Consider the following 15,630-nt stretch of genomic DNA (forward strand, 5'->3'; position numbering starts at 1 on the left):
GGACAGACAACCCTCATTCCGTATTACTGAAGAGCCGCCCTTTTCTTTTATCCCCCGCAGTGGATAGTTTTCCGCTGCGGGGGATACGCTTGATGTATCGCTGAAAGCGATTTACTTCATTCCTTTGGTACTCTCGTTCTTCGCTTCCATGCGCTCGACATCACGATACCAGCGAGGATGGTGTTTCTGCGCCCAACGACGGCTCACCTTCCCTTCAATCATCCCTTTAATCGACCCTTTAACCCAGAACGCCATATACATATGGATCAGGATGGCATGGATCAAAATAATGGCTGACGTGGCATGGATCAGCAGGCTGTAGCGAATTACCTGAATCGGGAAATAATGAGCAAAGTACGGACGCCAGATAATCACGCCCGACACCAGCAAAACAAAAATCATGCTCATGATGGTCCAGAACATCATCTTTTGTCCGGCATTATATTTACCGACTTTCGCGACTTTATGTTCGTTCCCTTTCAGGATTTCAACAATGCCCTTCACCCACGGAATATCCTGCTTGTCCGGAATGTTGTGATGCACAAAGCGGACAAACATAAACATCAGCGCCACGAATATCAGCACCCCAAAGAAAGGATGCAGGATCCGCCCCATCTGCGGCGTCCCGAAGGTCTCGGTCAGCCATTGCAGCGTCGGGAAGAAGAACGAAATACCCGAGACCGCCACCAGGAAGAAGCAGATCACCACCGTCCAGTGACAGGCGCGGTCGATAAACTTCGTGCGCACAATCCATGACTTACTCATGATGTTCCTCCTCGTCGTCATCCACCTCTTTATTGGGTCCGATGCCAATGTAGTGATAGATAAGCCCGGCAAAGGTGGCGATAAAGCCCGCTGCGGCCAGTGGTTTTAAGGCCCCTTTCCACAGACTAATCGACGTATCAATCGCCGGATCTTTTGGCAGGTTGTGATACAGCTCCGGCTGGTCATTATGATGCAAGACATACATCACATGGGTTCCGCCTACCCCCTGCGGGTTGTAAATCCCGGCATGCTCGTAGCCGCGCGCTTTCAGCTTGTCGACACGCTCCTGGGCCACCTCAAGCATCTCTTTTTTGGTACCGAAATGAATAGCCCCGGTCGGACAGGTTTTCACGCAGGCAGGCTCCTGCCCGACGCTGACACGATCCACGCACAGCGTGCATTTGTAGACCCGGTTATCCTCTTTATTCAGCCGCGGAACATTGAACGGGCAACCGGCGATGCAGTAGCCGCACCCGATGCAGTTGTCCTGCTGAAAATCGACGATACCATTGGCATACTGAATAATTGCACCGGCCGACGGGCAGGCTTTCAGACAGCCAGGGTCTTCGCAGTGCATGCAACCATCTTTACGGATCAGCCACTCAAGCTTGCCGTTTTGATCGGTTTCGCTAAAACGCATGACCGTCCAGGATTTAGCGCTTAAATCCGCCGGATTATCGTAAACGCCAACGCAGTGCCCGACCTCATCGCGAATATCATTCCACTCTGAACAGGCGACCTGGCAGGCTTTGCAGCCCACGCAGGAAGAGACATCAATCAGCTTGGCCACTTCCGCCTTGTAATCCCGCGCACGAGGCGCGGGAGTCATGGCGTTGGTCGCGGAGCGTTTGATAATGTCTTGTGTTTCCATTGCCATTGTATCGCTCCTTACGCTTTCTCGATGTTAACCAGAAACGCCTTATATTCCGGCGTTTGCGAGTTGGAATCGCCGACGTTGGGCGTCAGGGTATTGGCGAGATAACCTTTTTGCGCCACCCCTTCAAAGCCCCAGTGCAGCGGGATCCCCACGGTTTCCACCTGCTGACCATTCACCTGAAGCGTTTGCAGGCGACGGGTCACCACCGCCACGGCGCGAATAAAGCCGCGTTTACTGCTCACCTTCACGCGATCGCCATTAGCGATCCCCTTCGCACTGGCCAGCGTCTCGCTGATTTCGACAAACTGTTCCGGCTGCGCAATGGCATTAAGCCGCGCGTGCTTGGTCCAGGTGTGGAAATGTTCAGTCAGACGATAAGTGGTCCCGACGTACGGGAACTTATCTTTCTTACCTAAACGCAACGCATCGTCTTCATACAGGCGAACGACCGGGCTTGACACCACATTCGGATGCAGCGGGTTAGTTCCCAGCGGCGTTTCCATCGGTTCGTAATGTTCCGGGAAGGGCCCTTCCGCCAGCTTATCGAGGGCAAACAGACGACCCAACCCTTCTGGCTGCATGATAAATGGCCCGGTGGCGCTGCCCGGCGCGGCGGTATTAAAGTCCGGGATATCGTTCCCGGTCCATTTCGTCCCGTTCCACGCGATCAGCATTCGCTTCGGATCCCACGGCTTACCGTTAATATCCGCAGAAGCGCGGTTATACAGCACCCGTCGGTTCATCGGCCACGCCCAGGCCCAGCCCAGCGTATTGCCTAATCCGGATGGATCGGCGTTATCGCGGTTGGCCATCTGGTTGCCCTGCTCGGTCCAGCTTCCGGCGTAGATCCAGCAGGATGATGCCGTCGAGCCGTCATCACGCAGCAGCGCAAAGCTGTTCAGCAGCTGGCCTTTCTTCGCCAGCAGCGTGCCGTTCGCGTCAAAGAGATCTGCCAGCGCATAGCCGTTGTTCTCTTTGGCCACTTCCTCCGACTCCGGATGATCCGGGCGCTTATAATCCCAGCTCATTTTCAGCAGAGGCTCAGCGCCTTTGCCGCCTTCGTTGCGATACATCTCGCGCAGGCGATGGTAAATACCGGCAAGAATTTCGCCGTCATTGCGCGCTTCACCCGGTGCATCTTGCCCTTTCCAGTGCCACTGCAGCCAGCGACCGGAGTTAGCGATAGACCCGTCTTCTTCCGCAAAACAGGTCGATGGCAGACGGAATACTTCAGTCTGAATCGACGCCGTATCCACATCGTTCATTTCACCGTGGTTCTGCCAGAAGTTAGAGGTTTCTGTCACCAGCGGATCAATCACCACCATGTATTTCAGCTTGCTTAAACTGCGGACAACTTTGTTTTTATCCGGGAAGGAGGCGACCGGGTTAAAACCCTGGCAGATATAGCCGGTGACGTTACCCTTATCCATCATGTTGAAATACTTAATAACGTCGTAAGCCTGGTCCCATTTCGGCAACCACTCATATCCCCAGTCATTCTCTTTCTGCGCCGCATCGCCGTAGAAAGATTTCATCAGGCTGACAAAGAACTTCGGATAGTTGCTCCAGTAGTTCACCTGATCGGGCAACGTCGCTTTTGGCGTGTTAGCCGCCAGGTAGCTCTGGAGATCGGTCTGTTTTTCCGAAGGCAGCGTCAGATAACCGGTCAGACTGGTGGAGAGCAGGCCGAGATCGGTCAGGCCCTGAATATTCGAGTGACCACGCAGCGCATTCACGCCGCCGCCGGCCATCCCCATATTCCCCAGCAACAGCTGGATCATCGCCATGGTACGGATGTTCTGCGCACCCACCGTGTGCTGCGTCCAGCCCAGCGCATACAGGAACGTGGTGGTTCTGTCCGCCGCACTGGTCGAGGCCAGCACTTCACACACTTTCAGGAAATCGGCTTTTGGCGTACCGCAAATGTTTTCCACGACGTCCGGCGTATAACGGGAAACGTGCTGTTTCAGCAGGTTCCATACGCAGCGCGGATCGGTCAGGGTTTCATCGCGTTTGGCATAGCCATTTTCATCGAACTGATAGTTCCAGCTCGATTTATCATACTGGCGTTTGTTCTCGTCATAGCCGCTGAACAGCCCGTCATCAAAGGCAAAATCGTCCCGCACCAGCAGATTGGCGTTGGTGTAGTGTTTAACGTACTCGGCGTTGATTTTGTCGTTTTCAATCAGATACAGCAGTACGCCGGACAGGAAAGTAATGTCCGTACCGGAGCGAATCGGCGCATAGATATCCGCCACCGAAGCCGTACGTGTAAAACGCGGATCGACGACGATCAGCGTGGCGTCGTTATTATTTTTGGCTTCCATCGCCCAGCGGAATCCCACCGGATGGGCTTCGGCAGCGTTACCGCCCATCACCACCACGACGTTAGCGTTTTTGATATCAACCCAGTGGTTGGTCATCGCACCGCGACCAAATGTTGGAGCAAGACTTGCTACCGTTGGTCCGTGTCAGACGCGCGCCTGGTTATCAACCGCCAGCATGCCGAGGGAGCGCACAAATTTTTGCGTCAGCATGCCGGTTTCATTACTCGCCGCAGAGGCACAAAGCATCCCGGTGGAGAGCCAGCGATTGACCGTAACGCCCTGCTCATTCTTCTCAACGAAGTTGGCGTCGCGGTCATCTTTCATTAATTTAGCGATGCGGGTGAAGGCATCATTCCAGGAAATTCGCTGCCATTTATCAGAGCCCGGCGCACGATATTCCGGGTAACGCAGACGGTTGTCGCTGTGGACATAATCCAGCAGGCCCGCGCCTTTCGGGCAGAGCGCCCCGCGGCTCACCGGATGATCCGCATCCCCTTCGATATGATAAATCGCTTCTTTGGCGTTCTTCGCGCCATCGCCCAGGCTATACATTAGTAGCCCGCATCCCACGGAGCAGTATGTGCAGGTGTTACGGATCTCTTTGGCACGCAGCAGTTTATAGTTGCGCGATTGAGCCAGCGCCATTTTGGGCATAAATCCCAGTGCAGCAGCTGTTGTTCCGGCCATACCGCCCGCGCAGATTTTAAAAAACTTTCTGCGGCTGACGTCCATTGTTGTCCTCGTTATATAAATAAGACTTCGCGCCGCAAACTATCAGCAAAGCCCCTGTTTTTTTTGCGTCAAATCAATCTCATCAATCATCGCCCCCTTAATAGTCAGCCCTGGCGGATTTGATTAATCCTTTTGAGTTAGCCACCGGCAGATTCATTCGCCGCCCCGCCCGAAAGAGTGCTATAAATTTGCCCCTGAATTGAGATGCCTGTGGAAACCGTAATGGACAAAAAAAGAGCAACACTGATTGGCCTGGCTGCGATTGTATTATGGAGCACAATGGTGGGGCTGATTCGTGGGGTGAGCGAAGGACTTGGCCCGGTAGGCGGTGCGGCCATGATTTATACCCTGAGTGGTTTACTCTGTTTATTGACCGTCGGATTTCCCGATATCAGACGCTTCTCAAAGGGCTATCTTATTGCCGGTAGCGTGTTGTTTGTCAGCTATGAAATATGCCTCGCCCTTTCGCTGGGTTATGCCAACACCCGGCATCAGGCAATAGAAGTGGGAATGGTCAATTATCTGTGGCCAAGCCTGACGATTGTGTTTGCCATTCTGTTTAATGGTCAAAAATCGAACCTGTGGGTGGTCCACGGATTATTGATTTCGCTCGTGGGCGTGGCCTGGGTCGTCGGCGGTGAACAAGGACTGCATATTGATGAGATTATCAGCAATATTGTTTCAAATCCCCTGAGCTATGGGCTGGCATTTGCGGGGGCATTTATTTGGGCGATTTACTGCACGGTAACCACTAAATATGCCAAAGGCCAGAACGGCATCACGCTGTTTGTATTGCTCACCGCGCTGGCGCTGTGGCTGAAATTTGCGTTCAGCGATCAGCCTGAAATGGTGTTTAGTTTACCGGTGGTGATTAAGCTGTTGATGTGCGGTATTGCGCTGGGCTTCGGCTACGCGTCGTGGAATATTGGCATTCTGCATGGCAATGTTTCGGTGCTGGCCACCACCTCCTATTTCACCCCTGTCCTCTCGGCCGCGCTGGCCGCTGTTCTGCTCAACGCCCCGCTCTCCTTCACGTTCTGGCAAGGGGCGCTGATGGTGTGTGCGGGTTCCCTGCTGTGCTGGTATGCCACGCGAAATAAGCGCCAATAATCTGCCGGCGGAGGATTACCCTCCGCAGTTTTATTCAGCCGCGCCTTAAAATGTGATCGTGCGTCAGAATATTCATTTATTACATCGTGTTTACATTTAAAATCTGTTTATATTCTCCCTGCTGTAACGTCTTCTTACATTGTTACTGACACAAACTGACAACGCACGGGAATTAATAACCTTAAAATAAGCCCGCCATATATAACCAGGCGCGCAATAGTTTATCACTAAACATTTCACGAAACCCTGCCTGTTCCCCACCCTCCTGTTTCATAACCTGCTGTTTTAACGCAATGAAATTAATCAAATCAGCCTGATGCATCCGTTATCACTGATAATCACCCGCCACAATTAAAACTCAACAAAACTATATAGAGGTTAATGATAATTAACCGGAAATAATATTTATGAGAATAATAAATAAACAATTTTGCGTTATTCCGGTTGTTTAATCCGATCTGCATCACACTCTTTGAAATTATAAGTAATGATTTGAAACTTATTATTGAAAGGAGGCGACAAGATTTTTAAAAATAGCCTGCCATTGACGAACGACTTCGTTTAGAAAACGTTTATGAATGGCTCAGGAAATACCCAAAGAAAATTATAAGGATTATTAAAATGAAACTTAAATTAGTTGCAGTGGCAGTGACTACCCTGTTGGCGGCCGGTGCGGTAAACGCTGCCGAAGTATTTAACAAAGACGGTAACAAGCTGGATCTGTACGGTAAAGTAACAGGTCTGCACTATTTCTCTGACGACACCAGCAACGACGGCGACAAAACTTACGTGCGTCTGGGCTTCAAAGGTGAAACTCAGATCAACGATCAGCTGATCGGTTACGGTCAGTGGGAATATGAGTTCAAAGGCAATAACGACGAATCCAACGGCGATGATGGCAACAAAACGCGTCTGGCGTTCGCGGGTCTGAAATTCAACGAATTCGGCTCTTTCGACTACGGTCGTAACTACGGTGTGGCATACGACATCGGCGCATGGACCGACGTACTGCCAGAATTCGGCGGTGACACCTGGACTCAGACTGACGTCTTCATGACCGGCCGTACTACCGGCGTGGCAACTTACCGTAACAACGACTTCTTCGGTCTGGTTGACGGTCTGAACTTTGCGGCCCAGTACCAGGGTAAAAACGATCGTACCAACGACAATGACTACGGCGCTGACATCAGCAAAGCGAACGGCGATGGCTGGGGTCTGTCCTCAACTTATGAATTCGACGGTTTTGCAGCAGGTGCGACCTATGCAAAATCTGACCGTACTGATGCGCAGGTTCGCGCAGCGGCAGTCAACTCTCTGAATGCGTCCGGTGACAATGCAGAAGTGTGGGCTGCGGGTCTGAAATACGATGCGAACAACATCTACCTGGCGACCACCTATTCCGAAACGCGTAACATGACGACGTTCGGTAAAGACTACATTTCGAACAAAGCACAGAACTTCGAAATGGTGGCTCAGTACCAGTTCGACTTCGGTCTGCGTCCGTCCGTGGCTTACCTGAAATCCAAAGGTAAAGACATCGAAAATTACGGCGACCAGGATCTGGTTGAATACATCGAAGTGGGCGCAACCTACTACTTCAACAAAAACATGTCTACCTACGTTGATTACAAAATCAACCTGCTGGACGACAACAAATTCACCAACGATGCGAAAATCGCGACCGACAACATCGTTGCACTGGGTCTGACCTACCAGTTCTAAGAATTTGTCTGTTAAAGAGGCCAGCCCTTGCGGCTGGCTTTTTTTGTCGCGGTCACCTGGCGTGATAAAGGAGTACGCCATGCAACGTTATACTGGACGCTGTTTATGTGGGATGAGCCATTTCAGCGTGAACATCGACGCCCTCGATGTGTATGCCTGCCACTGCACCCTGTGCCAGAAATGGTCGGGTGGAATTGCCATGTATCTGGAAACTCAGGGCAAACCCGACGTGGAACAAGGCTCGATAGCCCCGTCACACTTTTCCTCTTCCGCTCGCGGTGAACGCTGGTTTTGTCCCGGCTGCGGCTGCCCGCTATGGTTTGAGCTCACCCCAACCGGTCGCTATTTTGTGCCGTGGACGCTGCTGGAGTTGAACGAAGACGAGCGCCGTCGGCTGGTGCTGGCCGCCGAAATTTACACGGAAACACAACCGGCCTTCTGGCGACTCACCGGCCAATACGCCCGATTCAGCGGTACCGAGATCGAAGCGCTGGACAAGATCTGCTCATTTACGTCGTAGCCTCACTGCTGCCCGCCGCGCGGCGCATCCAGGATTGCAGCAGCTTGCCGTCCTGCGTCATCTCGGAATCCTGACGGACGCACAGGTAATAGTCGCGCCCGTCCTCGATGGCCGCATCAAAGATTTTGACCAGTTCGCCGTTTTCAAGATACGGCGCGATCAACGGCTCGCGCATCAGCGCACATCCCAGCCCGGCCTGCACGCCTGCCAGCGTCAGCAAACCGTCCTCAAACATCGGCCCGCTGCGGCGCGGCGGTCGTTTAACGCCCTGCTGGATAAACCACTGCTGCCAGGTGCTGCGTTCTTCATCGTGCAGTAGCGGCATTTGCAGCAGCTGTTCCGGGGTATCAATATGTCCGTGTACGCGTAAAAATGCGCGGCTACACACCGGCACCATCTGACCGGAAATCAGCTTTTCGCTTTGATAGCCCGCCCACTGACCGTTACCAAAGCGAATCGACATATCTGACGCGTCGCTCAGGTAGTTGCGGTGGTTGGCATACACCACATTGATCTCGGTTTGCGGGTTAGCCCGCATAAAAGCCGGCAGACGTGGAATAAACCATCCCATCCCAAACAGCGGGATCAGGCTGATCGTCACCTGCCGGGTCTGGGCCTGCTCCACCAGATGCTCCGTCGCCTGACGCAGGACGTTAAACGCCGCGCGGATGGAGCGGTAATAGTCTCGCCCCTGCTGGCTCAGGATCAGCCTGCGTCCCTGGCGCTCAGTGAGCGGCATTTGCAGATAACCTTCCAGCACCTTGAGCTGATGACTGACCGCCGAAGGCGAAATCGCCATCTCCTGCGCCGCCTGTGTCACGCTGCCTAATCGCGCTATCGCCTCGAAAGCGCGCACCGCCCGCAACGGAGGATCGTTCGCCAGACGGCTCTCGGCATACGCCGGCAGCCCTGGTAATTGTTCTGTTTTATTCATATGTTGATTTCATTGGTGTGTTAGCGCACAACGGCATTTTCACTATTCTCTTTAAAATCATCGCGATAAATCAATCTCTAAATATCATAAGAAATAATATATGCGTATTTTACAATTTAATTCAATTATTGGATGTTACCCGCTGAAAGAGCAATTAGTCGGGTAGGAACGTTGGACACTCTCATACAACAACTGATCAATGGCGTCATGCTGGGCAGCATCTACGCCCTGATCGCGCTGGGCTATACCATGGTGTATGGCATTTTGCGCATTATTAACTTTGCCCACGGCGATATTCTGATGGTCGGCGCGCTCACCACGCTGTCGGCGATTAACGCCCTCAACAACACGTTTCCGCACATGCCGCTGCTGTTACAGCTGGGCTTCGCACTGGCGATCGCGATGGCGGTCTGTGCGCTGCTGGCGATGGCGGTCGAACGCTTCGCCTATCGTCGGCTGCGCAACGCGCCACGTCTGGCACCGCTGATCTCCGGCATCGGCGTATCGGTGTTACTGCAGACCGTGGCGATGATTATCTGGACCCGCAATCCGCTGATGTTCCCGCAAATCCTGCCTATGGACCCGATTGCCGTGACCTCCGGCAGCGAGGCACACCCGCCGGCCATTGTGACCGTCACCGGCATCGTGACCGTGGCGCTGGCGCTGATTGTGATGACCGCGCTCTGGCTGTTGGTGGAGTACACCCGTCTCGGGCGCGGGATGCGCGCGGTGGCGGAAAATCCGCGTGTCGCCACGCTGATGGGCGTCAACCCGAACGCCATCATCACCCTGACCTTTGCCATCGGAGGCATTTTTGCCGCACTCGCGGGCGTCATGATGGCCAGCAACTACGGCAACGCCAGCTTCTCAATGGGTTTTTTACCCGGAATTAAAGCCTTCACCGCCGCGGTGCTGGGCGGAATTGGCAATATTCGCGGCGCAATGATTGGCGGGATCCTGCTCGGCATTATCGAAGCCCTCGGCGCTGGCTATCTTGGCGAGCTGACCAACGGGGTGTTTGGCAGCAACTATCAGGATGTCTTCGCATTCATCGTGCTGATCCTGGTATTGGTTTTCCGTCCGGCAGGTCTGCTGGGCGAACGCGTGGCGCACAGGGCCTAGGAGAAACTATGACAACGGCACAACTACAGGCGCCTGCCACCACACGGCGGTTCTGGTCCGGCATGACCCTATTTGTCCTCGCACTGCTGATCGCCCCCGTCGTGGCGAGCCAGCTTGGCGGCAACTACTGGGTGCGGGTCATCGACTTCGCCCTGCTCTACATCATGCTGGCGCTCGGGCTGAACATTGTCGTGGGCTACACCGGCCTGCTGGATATGGGATTTATTGCCTTCTACGCCGTCGGGGCGTATCTGGCGGCCCTGCTGGCGTCGCCGCATCTGCTGGAGACGTTTCCGATCCTCGCCGCCTGGTTCCCGGACGGGCTGCACACCTCTTATCTGCTGATTATCCCGATTGCCGCGCTGGTCGCTGCGGTGTGCGGCATTGTGCTTGGCGCGCCGACGCTGAAACTGCGGGGCGATTATCTGGCGATAGTTACCCTCGGTTTTGGCGAGATCATCCGTATTCTGATGCGTAATCTCGATCGCCCGGTAAACATCACCAACGGCGCGAAAGGCATTACCGGCGTGGATACGCTGAATCTGTTCGGCCTCAAGTTCAGCGGTGTTTATCACTGGTTCGGCGTCAAAGTGCCGGCTCTGTGGCTTTGGTATTACCTGCTGATGCTGGTCATCGTCGCCATTATTTTTGTCTGCCTGCGTCTGCAACACTCGCGCATTGGCCGCGCGTGGCACGCCATTCGTGAAGATGAAGACGTGGCGCGGGCGATGGGTATCAATGTGCGCAACTACAAGCTGCTGGCGTTTGCGATGGGCGCTTCATTTGGCGGCGTCGCGGGGGCGCTGTTCGGCGCGTTCCAGGGCTTCGTATCGCCGGAATCCTTCACTCTTCAGGAATCCATTGCCGTGCTGGCGATGGTGGTTCTGGGCGGTATGGGGCACATCCCCGGGGTGATCCTCGGCGCGGTGCTGCTGACCGCGCTGCCGGAAATCCTGCGCAGCCAGGCGGCCCCGGTCCAGCAGGCGCTGTTTGGCACAGTCCTGATTGATCCGGAAATTCTGCGTCAGCTGTTCTACGGCCTGGCTCTGGTGCTGGTGATGCTGCTGCGCCCTTCCGGGATCTGGCCGGTTCGCCACAAGGAGGTCAAAGCATGAGCCTGTTAAGCGTCCGCAACATGTCCAAACGCTTCGGCGGCCTGACCGCCGTTGACGATGTCTCGCTGTCGATCAACGCCGGAGAAATTTATGGCCTGATCGGGCCAAACGGCGCCGGGAAAACCACCTGCTTTAACCTGATTACCGGGCTTTACCCGGCGGACAGCGGCGAGTTTTCGATCGCCGATCAACCCTATTTTCCAAAGCAGATCGAGAAAGTCACCGCCGCAGGGATTGCCCGCACGTTCCAGAACGTACGCCTGTTTAATGAGATGTCGGTGCTGGAAAATGTGATGGTGGGCCGCCACGTCCGCACCCGTAATGGGCTGTGGGCGGCGCTGACCCGCCACCGACGCGCCCGCGAAGAAGAAGCGCAAACTCGCGAGCAGGCCTGGCACTGGCTGGAATACACCGGGATTGCGAAATTCGCCCACTATCGCGCCTGCGATCTGGCTTACGGGCATCAGCGCCGCCTGGAAATCGCCCGCGCGCTGGCGACCGACCCGCTGCTGCTGGCTCTGGACGAACCCGCCGCCGGTATGAATGCCGCGGAAAAAAACGCGCTCGGAGAACTGCTGATGCGGATCCGCGATGACGGGAAAACCCTGCTGATGATCGAGCACGACGTCAAACTGGTGATGGGCATCTGCGACCGCCTGACGGTGCTGGATTACGGCAAAACGCTGGCGACCGGTACACCCGATACCGTGCGTCGGGATCCGGCGGTGATCGCCGCCTGGCTGGGAGGGAACGTTCATGTCTGAGTTACTGAAAGTGGAACGTCTTGACGTTCACTACGGCGGCATTCAGGCGGTGCGCGACGTTTCGTTCACCCTGCAAGAAGGCGAACAGGCGACGCTGATAGGCGCGAACGGCGCGGGCAAAAGCTCAACGGTGCGCGCCATCACCGGGCTGGAAAGCTTCGGCGGCAACATTGTGTTTAACGGCCATCCGGTACGTAAGCGCAAAGCAGAAGCCCTGCTGCGCGACGGACTGGTGATGGTCCCGGAGGGGCGCGGAATTTTCGCGCGCATGACCGTGCTGGAAAATTTACAGATGGGCGCCTGGCTTCGGCGTGACACTGTCACCGTTAAAACTGAAATGGACGAAATTTTCGACCGTTTCCCGCGCCTCGGTGAGCGTCAACATCAGCTTGCCGGACTGCTCTCCGGCGGCGAGCAACAGCTGCTGGCGCTTAACCGCGCCCTGCTCAGTCGCCCGCGCCTGCTGATCCTTGATGAACCCTCAATGGGGCTGGCGCCAAAGATGGTCGAGAACATTTTTCAGGTGATTAAAGGGCTGCGCGAAAGCGGCGTGGCTCTGCTGCTGATTGAACAGAATGCCCGGCTGGCGCTGGAAGTCACCGATCGGGCCTGGGTCATGGACAGCGGCAGTATTGTTCATCATGGCGAATCAAAAGCTCTGCTGAACGACGACCAGATTGCACAAATTTATTTGGGTGAGATGCCCGTTTAACACACCAACCAATACCAGGGAACATCATGAAAACGTTAAAAATCAGTGCGCTTAGCGCCGCTATTCTGCTCAGTGGCCTGGCCTCCACCGCCGCGTGGTCTGCCGACAGCGAAACCGTGATCATTGGCCTCGCAGGCCCGTTGACCGGCCCGTCCGCACGTATCGGCAAAGATCTCGAAAACGGCGCGCAGCTGGCCATTGACGACATCAATAAACAACACCCGACCATCGGCGGCAAAGCAGTGACCTTCAAACTGCAGTCCGAAGATGATCAGTCCGATCCGCGTACCGCCGTTGCCGTCGCACAGCGTCTGGTTGACAGCGGTGTGGCTGGCGTTGTTGGCCACTGGAACACCGGCACCAGCATCCCGGCGGCCCGTGTTTATCACGACGCGGGGATCGCGCAGGTTGCGCCCGTCGCCACCGGTCATGCCTATACCAAACAGGGTTTTGATACCAGCTTTCGCGTGATGGGCCACGACGATGACGGCGGTCAGTTTGCCGGTGAATACGCGGTCAAAACGCTGAAAGCCAAACGCATTGCGGTGATCGACGACCGTACCGCTTTCGGTCAGGGTCTGGCAGACGAATTTATCAAATCGCTGGAAGCGCAAGGCGTGAAGATCGTCGACCGCCAGTACGTTGACGACAAAACCGTCGACTTCAGCGCGGTGTTAACCGCTATTCGCAGCAAAAACGCCGACCTGATTTTCTTCGGCGGCGTCGATAGCCAGGCGGCACCGCTGGCGCGTCGTATCAAACAGCTGGGCATGAATGCCACACTGATGGGCGCAGGCGGTTTTGTCAGCCAGACCTTCCTGCAGCTGGCTCAGAAAGAAGGCGATGGCGTTGTCGCGCTGGAGCCGGGTCTGCCGGTCGACCAGATGCCGGGCGGGAAAGCGTTCGAGCAGGCGTACCAGTCGCGTTACCACACCCATATCGAGCTGCATGCCCCGTTCGCCTATGACGCAACCCGCGTGCTGGTTGCGGCGATGGAAAAAGCCGACTCGGTCGATCCGTCAGAGTATCTGCCTGCGCTGCGCGCCATCAGTTATTCCGGCGTCACCGGACAGATCGCCTTTGATAAGCAGGGCAACCTGACATCACCGACCTTTACCGTCTACAAAGTTGTCGAGGGTAAATGGCAGCCGCAAACCGTTCTGGGCGGCGCAAAAACGAAGTAACGCAGTGAGGCAATGTGATGAGTGATAATAACGAGCTGGGCATTCTTGCCCGCCGCAAAATTGAAGCAGAAATTATTAAGCCCATTTACGAGATCCTGGTGCGCGAGATAGGCAAAGCGCGCGCTCAGGCGGTTATTGGTGAGGCGATTGAGCAGGCGGCGATCGACGCTGGCGCGCATTTTGCCCGTCAGGAACCGAATGGCGCGGATGTGAAAAGTTTTATCGCCCTGCAATATCTGTGGGAAAAAGACAACGCGCTGGACGTCAAAGTGATCGACGCTGACGACCAGCAATACAATTATGACGTGACCCGCTGTCGCTACGCCGAGATGTACCACGAAATGGGGCTGGGCGAGATCGGCCACCTGCTCTCCTGCGCGCGGGATGAGAAATTCATCGTCGGCTATGCGCCGGACGTTGAGCTGACGCGCACCACCACCATTATGCAGGGCGGCAAATGCTGCGATTTCCGCTACCACGTCAGGAAGGACAAAGCATGATCCGGGTTGACGCACCGCGTCTGTGGTCCACGCTTGAGATGATGGCGCAAATCGGCGGGACGCCTGCCGGGGGTGTCACACGTCTGGCGCTGAGCGAGGAGGATCGGATCGCCCGCAATCTGCTGAAAAGCTGGGCGCTGGAGGCCGGATTCAGCTGTGATGTGGATAGCATGGGCAACATGTTTATCCGTCGGGCGGGTCGCCATCGCGCGCTCGCGCCGGTCATGACCGGATCGCATGTGGATACCCAGCCGCTGGGGGGGAATTACGACGGTGTTTACGGCGTGCTGGCCGGGCTGGAGCTCCTGCGTACCCTCAACGATAACCATATCGAAACCGAGCGCGATATTGTGCTGGTCAACTGGACGAATGAAGAAGGCGCGCGTTTTGCGCCAGCGATGCTCTCCTCAGGCGTCTGGACCGGACAGTTTAGCGAAGCCTACGCGCATGCCCGCGCCGACAGCGCCGGTGTCACGGTGGGCGAAGCGCTCGATGCTATCGGTTACCGCGGCGCGATGCCCGCTCAGGCGTTTCCCATACACGCGTGCTATGAATTGCATATCGAACAGGGACCGATTCTGGAAGATGAAGCGATTGATATCGGACTGGTGCGTGCGGCGATGGGTCAGCGCTGGTTCACGCTGACGCTGGACGGATTCGCCGCCCATGCCGGGACCACGCCCATGCATAGCCGCCGCGATGCGTTAACCGCCTTTGCCGAGCTGGCACTGATGGTGGAAGAGATTGGCTATCAGCACCAGCCGGACGGACGGGCGACGATTGGCATGGCACAGATTACCCCTAACTCCCGCAACGTCGTGCCATCGCGAGTGGTGTGCAGCGTGGAGTTCCGTCATCCACAAAGCGAGGTGCTGGAAGCCATGGAAGAGGCTCTGCATCACGCCGCGCAGGGGCTCTCCACCCGCGGTGTGTCAGCAAACGTTGAGCGTATTTTCGATTATGCGCCGATAGCCTTTGATGCTGCGTGCCTGGCGCGAAGTGAAAATGCGGTCAACGCGCTGGGTTATTCAGCAAAACCGATGGTTTCCGGTGCCGGGCACGATACCTGCTATGTCAGTAAAATCGCCCCGGCCAGTATGATCTTTATTCCGTGCGTTAAAGGCATCAGCCATAACGAAGCCGAAAACATTTTGCCGTCGTGGTCGGCGAAAGGCGCGAACGTATTACTGCACAGCGTATTAAGCGCAGCGATGGAACGTTAAGCCCTCTTTTTTGCCTTCTACAA

At 55.5% G+C, this 15,630-nt stretch carries 14 protein-coding genes; 10 read left to right on the top strand and 4 right to left on the bottom strand.

What is annotated here, in order from left to right:
• Positions 1-111: 111 nt before the first annotated feature.
• From fdnI to fdnG, 3 genes are read right to left on the bottom strand one after another with little or no spacing between them, the layout of a single operon-like run.
• Entirely contained in the window at positions 112-765 is a 654-nt protein-coding gene (fdnI, locus tag SOM82_RS10405; RefSeq protein ID WP_320459518.1) for a formate dehydrogenase-N subunit gamma, read from the bottom strand.
• The gene (gene fdxH / locus SOM82_RS10410; RefSeq protein WP_320459519.1) at positions 758-1,642 is read right to left on the bottom strand and encodes a formate dehydrogenase subunit beta; all 885 of its coding nucleotides are present in this window, start codon (positions 1,640-1,642) and stop codon (positions 758-760) included. The genes fdnI and fdxH overlap by 8 nt, the downstream gene beginning before the upstream one ends.
• 11 nt (positions 1,643-1,653) lie before the next feature.
• Entirely contained in the window at positions 1,654-4,701 is a 3,048-nt protein-coding gene (gene fdnG / locus SOM82_RS10415) for a formate dehydrogenase-N subunit alpha (protein WP_320459520.1), read from the bottom strand.
• A 222-nt stretch (positions 4,702-4,923) separates the two neighbouring features.
• Between fdnG and yddG the strand changes: the two genes are divergently transcribed.
• The 3 genes from yddG to SOM82_RS10430 all read left to right on the top strand — a co-directional run bounded on the left by yddG (position 4,924) and on the right by SOM82_RS10430 (position 8,053).
• Positions 4,924-5,811: an aromatic amino acid DMT transporter YddG gene (gene yddG / locus SOM82_RS10420; RefSeq protein WP_320459521.1), complete on the top strand. Its 888-nt coding sequence runs from the start codon at positions 4,924-4,926 to the stop codon at positions 5,809-5,811.
• A gap of 621 nt (positions 5,812-6,432) precedes the next feature.
• Positions 6,433-7,533, top strand: coding sequence for a porin OmpC (gene ompC / locus SOM82_RS10425; protein WP_320459523.1), 1,101 nt, complete (start codon positions 6,433-6,435; stop codon positions 7,531-7,533).
• 79 nt (positions 7,534-7,612) lie between these two features.
• Positions 7,613-8,053 carry a GFA family protein gene (locus SOM82_RS10430; RefSeq protein ID WP_154125500.1) on the top strand — a complete coding sequence of 147 codons (441 nt, stop codon included), beginning with the start codon at positions 7,613-7,615 and terminating at the stop codon, positions 8,051-8,053.
• Here the strand turns inward: SOM82_RS10430 and SOM82_RS10435 are convergent.
• Positions 8,043-8,987: a LysR substrate-binding domain-containing protein gene (locus SOM82_RS10435; RefSeq protein WP_320459524.1), complete on the bottom strand. Its 945-nt coding sequence runs from the start codon at positions 8,985-8,987 to the stop codon at positions 8,043-8,045. The two genes, SOM82_RS10430 and SOM82_RS10435, sit on opposite strands and share 11 nt — an antisense overlap.
• 171 nt (positions 8,988-9,158) lie before the next feature.
• Here SOM82_RS10435 and SOM82_RS10440 point away from each other — a divergent pair, with 171 nt between their 5' ends.
• The 7 genes from SOM82_RS10440 to SOM82_RS10470 are packed head-to-tail and all read left to right on the top strand — an operon-like array spanning position 9,159 to position 15,607.
• Positions 9,159-10,109, top strand: a complete 951-nt coding sequence (locus SOM82_RS10440) for a branched-chain amino acid ABC transporter permease (protein WP_154125502.1) — start codon at positions 9,159-9,161, stop codon at positions 10,107-10,109.
• A gap of 8 nt (positions 10,110-10,117) precedes the next feature.
• Positions 10,118-11,224 (top strand): branched-chain amino acid ABC transporter permease, encoded by a 1,107-nt coding sequence (locus SOM82_RS10445; RefSeq protein WP_320459525.1) that lies wholly within the window; start codon positions 10,118-10,120, stop codon positions 11,222-11,224.
• A complete protein-coding gene (locus tag SOM82_RS10450) occupies positions 11,221-11,988 on the top strand; it encodes an ABC transporter ATP-binding protein (protein ID WP_320459526.1) in 768 nt (255 codons plus the stop codon). Before SOM82_RS10445 ends, SOM82_RS10450 begins: the two co-directional genes overlap by 4 nt.
• The gene (locus SOM82_RS10455; protein ID WP_154125505.1) at positions 11,981-12,700 is read left to right on the top strand and encodes an ABC transporter ATP-binding protein; all 720 of its coding nucleotides are present in this window, start codon (positions 11,981-11,983) and stop codon (positions 12,698-12,700) included. The genes SOM82_RS10450 and SOM82_RS10455 overlap by 8 nt, the downstream gene beginning before the upstream one ends.
• A gap of 26 nt (positions 12,701-12,726) precedes the next feature.
• A complete protein-coding gene (locus SOM82_RS10460) occupies positions 12,727-13,884 on the top strand; it encodes a branched-chain amino acid ABC transporter substrate-binding protein (protein WP_320459527.1) in 1,158 nt (385 codons plus the stop codon).
• A 17-nt stretch (positions 13,885-13,901) separates the two neighbouring features.
• Positions 13,902-14,384, top strand: a complete 483-nt coding sequence (locus tag SOM82_RS10465; RefSeq protein WP_154125507.1) for an L-2-amino-thiazoline-4-carboxylic acid hydrolase — start codon at positions 13,902-13,904, stop codon at positions 14,382-14,384.
• On the top strand, positions 14,381-15,607 hold the full coding sequence (locus tag SOM82_RS10470; protein ID WP_320459528.1) for a Zn-dependent hydrolase: 1,227 nt from the start codon (positions 14,381-14,383) through the stop codon (positions 15,605-15,607). Before SOM82_RS10465 ends, SOM82_RS10470 begins: the two co-directional genes overlap by 4 nt.
• Positions 15,608-15,630 lie beyond the last annotated feature (23 nt).

It is taken from the genome of Lelliottia sp. CFBP8978 (assembly GCF_034046055.2).
GTDB lineage: Bacteria > Pseudomonadota > Gammaproteobacteria > Enterobacterales > Enterobacteriaceae > Enterobacter.

What these genes read in the sequence shown, in the direction of transcription:
- fdnI (WP_320459518.1), bottom strand. Translation starts at nt 765, where the DNA reads ATGAGTAAGTCATGGATTGTGCGCACGAAGTTTATCGACCGCGCCTGT.
- fdxH (WP_320459519.1), bottom strand. Translation starts at nt 1,642, where the DNA reads ATGGCAATGGAAACACAAGACATTATCAAACGCTCCGCGACCAACGCC.
- yddG (WP_320459521.1), top strand. Translation starts at nt 4,924, where the DNA reads ATGGACAAAAAAAGAGCAACACTGATTGGCCTGGCTGCGATTGTATTA.
- ompC (WP_320459523.1), top strand. Translation starts at nt 6,433, where the DNA reads ATGAAACTTAAATTAGTTGCAGTGGCAGTGACTACCCTGTTGGCGGCC.
- SOM82_RS10430 (WP_154125500.1), top strand. Translation starts at nt 7,613, where the DNA reads ATGCAACGTTATACTGGACGCTGTTTATGTGGGATGAGCCATTTCAGC.
- SOM82_RS10435 (WP_320459524.1), bottom strand. Translation starts at nt 8,987, where the DNA reads ATGAATAAAACAGAACAATTACCAGGGCTGCCGGCGTATGCCGAGAGC.
- SOM82_RS10445 (WP_320459525.1), top strand. Translation starts at nt 10,118, where the DNA reads ATGACAACGGCACAACTACAGGCGCCTGCCACCACACGGCGGTTCTGG.
- SOM82_RS10450 (WP_320459526.1), top strand. Translation starts at nt 11,221, where the DNA reads ATGAGCCTGTTAAGCGTCCGCAACATGTCCAAACGCTTCGGCGGCCTG.
- SOM82_RS10455 (WP_154125505.1), top strand. Translation starts at nt 11,981, where the DNA reads ATGTCTGAGTTACTGAAAGTGGAACGTCTTGACGTTCACTACGGCGGC.
- SOM82_RS10460 (WP_320459527.1), top strand. Translation starts at nt 12,727, where the DNA reads ATGAAAACGTTAAAAATCAGTGCGCTTAGCGCCGCTATTCTGCTCAGT.
- SOM82_RS10465 (WP_154125507.1), top strand. Translation starts at nt 13,902, where the DNA reads ATGAGTGATAATAACGAGCTGGGCATTCTTGCCCGCCGCAAAATTGAA.
- SOM82_RS10470 (WP_320459528.1), top strand. Translation starts at nt 14,381, where the DNA reads ATGATCCGGGTTGACGCACCGCGTCTGTGGTCCACGCTTGAGATGATG.